The sequence below is a fragment of the Desulfobotulus pelophilus genome, from assembly GCF_026155325.1.
In the GTDB taxonomy this organism is placed as follows: Bacteria; Desulfobacterota; Desulfobacteria; order Desulfobacterales; family ASO4-4; genus Desulfobotulus; species Desulfobotulus pelophilus.
On sequence record NZ_JAPFPW010000079.1, the window covers coordinates 1 to 680 of the forward strand.

At 51.6% G+C, this 680-nt stretch carries 1 protein-coding gene; it reads left to right on the top strand.

What is annotated here, in order from left to right:
• The coding region (locus OOT00_RS16120; RefSeq protein ID WP_265426447.1) for an RpnC/YadD family protein at positions 1-680 on the top strand (680 nt) is incomplete at both ends.

Consider the following 680-nt stretch of genomic DNA (forward strand, 5'->3'; position numbering starts at 1 on the left):
GAATCCCTTGACTGGCTGCTGCCCGAAGCCATGAAGCATCTGGGGCCTGTGCAGAGCTTTGAGTTCATCCGTCAGGAGCCGAAAAAACCGAAGCTTACGGATGGCCACCTTTCTCTGGACATGCCCATTCTGTTTCGCTTTAAAGAAGCGGAGGTCATACTCTGGCTGGTGGAGTTTCAGGAAGACAAGCAGAAATTTTCCATCCACCGCCTGCTTCGCTATGCCACAGACATCATGGAAAGCCACCCCAAAGCCCGTGTGGTTCCCACGGTGCTGTTCACCCGCCGGGGCAAATGGAAAAAAGACGTAACAAGGAAGCTGGAAAGCCGTTTGGGAGACCGGGTTTTCCTGCTTTTTGAATATCAGCTTGTCCGTCTTTTTGACTACGAGGCCAGAGACCATTATACTGTTTCGAATCCTGTGGTGAAAATTCTTCTGCCGAAGATGAACCACAGGCCCGAAGAGCGCGGCAGGGTTATCCGCGAGGCATGGGTGGGGCTGTATCAGCTGACTTCCCTTGCCATGTTCGACAAGTACGTGGATTTCATTGATACCTACGCCGCCATCAGCGAAGATGAAAAAGAAGCACTCTTGCAGGAAATCACAGAACAGGAGGACACGGTCATGCTGGCACAGCATATAAAGGAAAAAGGAATTCAGGAAGGCGTGATCATGGGGAG